This window comes from Synechococcus sp. CS-197, from assembly GCF_025128215.1.
Lineage (GTDB): Bacteria > Cyanobacteriota > Cyanobacteriia > PCC-6307 > Cyanobiaceae > Synechococcus_C.
Genome location: NZ_JAHLZC010000007.1, coordinates 1 through 5,630, shown reverse-complemented (window position 1 = coordinate 5,630; position 5,630 = coordinate 1). Strand labels below are relative to the sequence as shown.

Annotated in this window: 7 protein-coding genes and 1 pseudogene; 5 read left to right on the top strand and 3 right to left on the bottom strand. The window is 61.7% G+C overall.

Going from position 1 to position 5,630, the window contains the following annotated elements; translation table 11 throughout:
- Both pgk (KQ296_RS01735) and KQ296_RS01730 read right to left on the bottom strand, forming a co-directional pair.
- Window positions 1–150: pseudogene (gene pgk, locus KQ296_RS01735) on the bottom strand (phosphoglycerate kinase); the annotation flags it as partial.
- Window positions 80–262 carry an NAD(P)-dependent oxidoreductase gene (locus KQ296_RS01730; protein WP_041428699.1) on the bottom strand — a complete coding sequence of 61 codons (183 nt, stop codon included), beginning with the start codon at window positions 260–262 and terminating at the stop codon, window positions 80–82. The gene KQ296_RS01730 and the pseudogene pgk (KQ296_RS01735), both read right to left, overlap by 71 nt.
- Window positions 263–450: 188 nt before the next feature.
- On the opposite strand from KQ296_RS01730, the gene KQ296_RS01725 reads away from it, so the two are divergent.
- Genes KQ296_RS01725 through KQ296_RS01705 form a run of 5 tightly spaced genes read left to right on the top strand, consistent with a single transcriptional unit; the run spans window position 451 to window position 5,371 of the window.
- The gene (locus KQ296_RS01725; RefSeq protein ID WP_011934243.1) at window positions 451–2,358 is read left to right on the top strand and encodes a DUF3604 domain-containing protein; all 1,908 of its coding nucleotides are present in this window, start codon (window positions 451–453) and stop codon (window positions 2,356–2,358) included.
- 17 nt (window positions 2,359–2,375) lie between these two features.
- Window positions 2,376–3,212 carry a peptidyl-prolyl cis-trans isomerase gene (locus KQ296_RS01720; RefSeq protein WP_259726311.1) on the top strand — a complete coding sequence of 279 codons (837 nt, stop codon included), beginning with the start codon at window positions 2,376–2,378 and terminating at the stop codon, window positions 3,210–3,212.
- A gap of 5 nt (window positions 3,213–3,217) precedes the next feature.
- Entirely contained in the window at window positions 3,218–4,231 is a 1,014-nt protein-coding gene (locus KQ296_RS01715; RefSeq protein WP_011934241.1) for a HupE/UreJ family protein, read from the top strand.
- A 1-nt stretch (window position 4,232) separates the two neighbouring features.
- The gene (locus tag KQ296_RS01710; protein WP_011934240.1) at window positions 4,233–4,823 is read left to right on the top strand and encodes a HupE/UreJ family protein; all 591 of its coding nucleotides are present in this window, start codon (window positions 4,233–4,235) and stop codon (window positions 4,821–4,823) included.
- Window positions 4,823–5,371, top strand: a complete 549-nt coding sequence (locus KQ296_RS01705) for a HupE/UreJ family protein (RefSeq protein ID WP_041428698.1) — start codon at window positions 4,823–4,825, stop codon at window positions 5,369–5,371. Before KQ296_RS01710 ends, KQ296_RS01705 begins: the two co-directional genes overlap by 1 nt.
- Window positions 5,372–5,464: 93 nt before the next feature.
- Here the strand turns inward: KQ296_RS01705 and pgk (KQ296_RS01700) are convergent.
- Window positions 5,465–5,630: phosphoglycerate kinase (pgk, locus tag KQ296_RS01700; protein WP_259726312.1), on the bottom strand; the 166-nt coding region annotated here is incomplete at its 5' end.

The window sequence follows — 5,630 nt, the reverse complement described above, 5'->3', positions numbered from 1 at the left end:
TTCGAGGCTGGCGCCGCCACCGGTGGAGATGTGGGACATCTTCTCGGCCAGACCGGCCTTCTCCACAGCAGCCACGGAGTCACCGCCGCCGATGATCGTGCAGCAGCCCTTGGCGCTGAGTTCCGCCAGGGTGGTGGCGATTGCGGGTGTGCACCTGCAATGAATAGCCGGCACGGTGCAGGTTGGCGGCTATCGGCAGGCCAAGGGCACCGAGGCCGACGAACGCGAGTCGACTGGGTGCTTTGAGATCAGATCCGGTCATGGTTCACGCCCATTGCAGTCAGATCCTGGCGAACCGGCTAATATCAGGGGGGGTGGAAACGAATCAGGCGGCGTCGGAATGTCGTGGGTGATCCCAGGAGTGCAGAGTTTGGGCGCCATTGGCCGTTGTCTTGTTGCTCTGACTTGTCCCCCTGATCAGGATTAGGGGGTTAGATCAAAGACAACTGAATGCGTATTCGTGCTCTGGCACTGACGGGGGTGATGGCTCTGGCCTCCGGGCTTTCCTCTTGCGCCAGTGGACCTGGCACTCCCCTGGAGTCCAAGGGCGCGGCATCGGCGGTAATCGAGGACTCACAGTGTGCCAGTGGCAACCGCGCTTACTTCGGTGACACCCACCTCCATACGGCGTTGTCGCCTGACGCCGGTCTGGCGGGGACGAAGCTGGGGCTGGAGGAAGCCTATCGCTTTGCCAAGGGTGAGACGGTCACCAGCAATTCCGGTCAGAAGGCGGCTTTAAAGCGACCGCTCGACTTTCTTGTGGTGGCAGACCATGCCGAAAACCTCGGCCTTGCTCAGGGCTTGGCGGACTCCGACCCTGAACTGCTCAAGTCGTCTCTCGGCCAGCAGCTCAACGAGATGCTCAAAGCTGGCCAGGGCCGCGAGGCTTTCTATCTGCTGGTGCAAAAGATGGCCAAGGGATCGGAAGCGAAGATCTCCAACGAGTCCTTCATGCAAAACGTCTGGAAATACAACACCGAGGTGGCGGAGCGGTTTAACGATCCCGGCAAGTTCACAGCGCTGATCGGCTACGAGTGGACGAGTCAGCCCGGCGGCGGCAATCTCCACCGGGTGGTTGTCTTCCGCGACAACAAAGCACTGGTGGATCAGATCCTGCCGTTCTCCAATTTCGATTCCGAGAACGTGGAGGATCTCTGGCGCTTCATGAACTTCTACGAGGAGAAAACTGGTGGGCGGGTGTTGGCCATCCCTCACAACGGCAACCTCTCAAGCGGCACGATGTTTCTGCCGCGGCACCAAAAAACTGGCGAACCGATTGATGCCGACTACGCCCGCATGCGCCATCGCTTTGAGCCTCTGGTGGAGGTGACGCAGGCCAAGGGCACCGGCGAAACCCATCCGATGCTTTCGCCGGAAGATGAATTCGCCGGGTTCAACATTGTTGATAACTCCAATCTCGGCGGGATCAAGCCCACGACGCCGGACATGCTCCCCTACGAGTACACCCGTGCCGCTCTGCGTCGGGGCCTTCAGCTGGAGCAGCAACTCGGTGTGAACCCGTTCAAATTTGGTTTGATCGGCTCCACCGACTCCCACTCCAGCCTTCCCTCCACAGCGGAAGATAACTGGTGGGGCAAGTCCCCGGCGCTTGAGCCCAGCCCTGAACGCTGGAAGGATGTGTTGATCAAGTCGTCGAAAGATCCGTCCCTTGACCTCACGGCGCTTCAGCTCGGTGCATCCGGTTTGGCGGGGGTGTGGGCTTCGGGCAACACCCGCACGGCGCTCTGGGATGCCATGAACCGTAAGGAGGTGTTCGGCACCAGCGGCACCCGGCTCACCGTCCGTGTGTACGGCGGTTACGACTACACCGGTGATGAGCTCAAGGCGGCGGACTGGGCCAAGCGGGTCTGTGCCAAGGGTGTGCCGATGGGTGGCGATCTGATGGCGGCCAGCGAGGGGCAGATTCCCTCCTTGCTGATTCAGGCCCGGAAAGATCCGGATGGCGCCAATCTCGATCGGATTCAGGTGGTCAAGGGTTGGCTGGATGCCGATGGTGAAACTCAAGAACAGGTGTTCGATGTTTCCTGGAGTGATCCGGGTCAGCGCAAGCCTCGTGCCGATGGCAAGGTGCCATCCGTTGGCTCGAGCGTGAACGAGCGTGAGGCCACCTACACCAACACCATTGGCGCTCCCACCTTGACCGGGTATTGGAAGGATCCAGCTTTTGACCCCACGCAAAAGGCCTTCTATTACGTCCGTGTCCTGGAGATCCCCACGCCGACCTGGCTCGCCTATGACCGCAAGAACTACAACCTGTACGACGAGATGCCTGAAACGGCTCCCTACACCAGTCAGGAGCGGGCTTACACCAGCCCGATTTGGTACAACCCCTCCTGATGGGTTGGTCTGATCGATTGCGCACGCTGGTTCAGGAACCGATCGTTCCGTTTCTGATCATCGGTGCTGGCCTGTTTGGCCTGCAGGGAGTCTTGGATGCCATGGCTCCCAAGGGGGACAGGGAGATCGTCGTCAGCAACGACCAGGCGGTGGCGATGGTGCAGACGTTCGCCCGCACCTGGCAACGCCCCCCCTCGCAGCAGGAGTTGGAGCGCTTGTTCGATGAACACGTGCGCACGGAAGTGTTTGTGCGTGAGGCGATGGCCCTGGGGTTGGATCGCAACGACACGATCGTGCGTCGCCGTTTGCGCCAGAAAATGGAATTTGTCAGCCATGGCGAGCAGCCACTGACACCCCCCAGCGATCAGCAACTGCAGGCGCATCTCGAGGCCCACCCGGAACGTTTCAGCAGCGAGCCTCGCTTCAGCTTTCAGCAGGTGTTCCTCGATCCCTCCAGGCGGGGTGAGCGGCTGAATCGTGATGCCGAGGCGTTGGTGGTTGAGCTCAATCAGGCTGATGCGGCAGCTGATCCGTCCTCCTTAGGGGATCCCCTGGCGATGGCCTCAGCGAGTTGGCAAGGCGAGCGCCGCAGCGAATTACTGGCGCAGTTCGGCACTACCTTCACCGACGCTCTGCAGCAACAGCCTCAGGGCCGCTGGGTCGGTCCGATCAGTTCGGCCTACGGCATGCATCTGGTGCGTGTGTCGTCCATCACCCCCGGTGAGCTTCCGCCTCTGGATCAGGTGCGCGAGGGCGTCTTGCGTGACTGGCAAGACGTGCAGCGGCAAAACCATAAAGAGAGCTATTACCGCAATCTGCTGGCTCGATACAGCGTGCGGTTGCCCCAGTTCTGACCGTGGTGCGTCGTGTGCTCTTGCCATTGCTGATGGTCGCGGCCCTCTTGATGCCGCGGTTGGTTTCAGCTCATGACCTCTTCCCTGGGTTTCTCGAACTTCAGGCCACCGGTGCCAGCACGTATCAGGTGCTCTGGAAGTTGCCGCTGCTGCAGGGGCAACGGCTTCCGATCGCACCACGCTTCCCAGACGACTGTGCGCTGCAAGGTGCACCCGTCAGCCGCCAGGAGGCAACGGCCCTTGTGTATAAGGCCAAGCTCAGCTGCCGTGAGCCTTTGGAAGGTCGCGTGATCAGCATCGATGGGTTGGCATCCGCCGGCACGGAGGTGCTGCTGCGGGTGCGCCCGTGGCAGACGGAAGCCCTGCAGACCCTGCTGATCCAGCCGGAGCAGCCCGAAGCGGTCATTCCCACCGCCTCCGAGGCCGATCAGCAGCCAGGGGTCTGGTCATATCTGCGCCTTGGCATCGAACATATCCTGCTGGGTGTGGACCACCTGCTGCTGCTGCTGGGTCTTGTGCTGATTGTTCGTGACGGCTGGATGCTGCTGAAAACGGTCACGGCGTTCACACTCGCCAACAGCATCACCCTTTCGGTGTCTGCCGTCGGCATCGTTCAGATGCCTGCCGCTCCCTTGAATGCGGCCATTGCCTTGTCGATTTTGTTTATCGGTACGGAAGTGGTGCGCTTTATGCGTGGACAGACCAGTTTCACGCTCCGCCATCCTTGGGTAGTGGCCTGTGGTTTCGGGTTGTTGCACGGCTTCGGGTATGCCCGAGGCCTGGCGGAGCTGGGCTTGCCGCACCACGAACTACTGCTTGCCCTGTTGCTGTTCAATGTGGGCATCGAGATTGGTCAAGACGTTTTTGTGGTGTTGGTTCTCGCGCTTGAGCGTGCGTTCCGACAGCTGCAGATCCGCTGGCCTGTTTGGGTCCGGCGCGTGCCCGCCTGGACTATCGGTTGTGCCGGTGCTTACTGGACGATCGAGACCACGGTGTCCCTGATCAAAGGAGGTGTTTGAGATGCGTTGGCGTTGGTTGCTGCTGGCTCTTCTGCTGTCACTGCTCCCGTCTGCTGCCTTGGCCCACGTGCCGGAAGGCGGAGCTGGCAGCGTGATGGCTGGCCTGCTCCATCCCGTGACCGGCATCGATCATGTGGTGGCGATGGTGGCCGTCGGACTCTGGGGCGCGGTGTTGGGAGCGCCGGCGATCTGGCTGCTGCCCGTGGCCTTTCCGATGGTGATGGCCTTCGGTGGCGTCATGGGACTGCTCGATCTGCCGTTGCCAGGAGTGGAGACCGGCATTGCCCTGTCGGCCCTGGTGCTGGGGGTGTTGGTGATGCTGCAGCAACGCCTGCCGCTCGCGGTAGCTGGCATGCTCGTAGGTCTGTTTGCGTTGTTTCACGGTTACGCCCATGGCGTGGAGCTTCCGGAGGGTGCCGATGCGCTGCTGTTCAGCCTGGCGTTTGTCGGGGCCACGGGTTTGCTGCATCTGGTGGGGATCGGCCTAGGTGAAGCCCGTCGTCTGGCCTGGGGGCATCGCCTGCTTCAGGTCGTCGGTGCCGTGATCGCAGTGGTGGGTGTTTGGTCTTTGGCTCAAGTGGGAGGGGCGTGATGCCGCTGCTCTTCGCTCACTTAATGCAGACCGGATTCGGCGGCTTTTATGACGGCATCGCTCACCTGTTTCTGACGCCGTCGGATCTGTTGCTCGTGCTTGGGCTGGCGTTGCTCGCGGGTCAACAGGGCCCCCAGGGAGGTCGCCTGCTGCTGACGCTTCTGCCGTTGAGTTGGTGGATTGGGCTTGCCGTGGGTCAGCGTTGGGGCCTGGATCTCACGCTGGCGTTGCTCTCCACCGTGTTGTTCACCTCGGTGGGTGTGCTGGTGGCCTTGTCATTGCGCCTGTCTGTTCAGGTGCTGGCCTTCACTGTGGCGGGCTCAGGATTGCTCTTCGGTCTGATCAATGGGTTCACGATGCCCTCCGCGTCGAGCGGGTTGCCCCTGGATGTGTTGGGGGTGGTCAGTGCCGTCGCGCTGCTGTCGGTGTTGATCAGCGCTCAGGTGGCGGCAACCCGCAGCACCAGTTTTTGCATTGCGGTGCGTGTGGCGGGCAGCTGGATCGCTGCCGCGGGGTTGATGTCGCTCGGCCTGTTGCTGAAAGCTTGATCCCCGTGATGTCGCTCAATAAAAAGCCGCCCCCGAGGGAGCGGCTGACCTGGGTTTGTTTGGGAGGGGGTGAAACCGTCTGCTAGCTCGGGATCAGGCAGCGTCGTTGAGGGCGGCCACACCGGGCAGCACCTTGCCTTCCAGCAGTTCGAGGCTGGCGCCGCCACCGGTGGAGATGTGGGACATCTTCTCGGCCAGACCGGCCTTCTCCACAGCAGCCACGGAGTCACCGCCGCCGATGATCGTGCAGCAGCCCTTG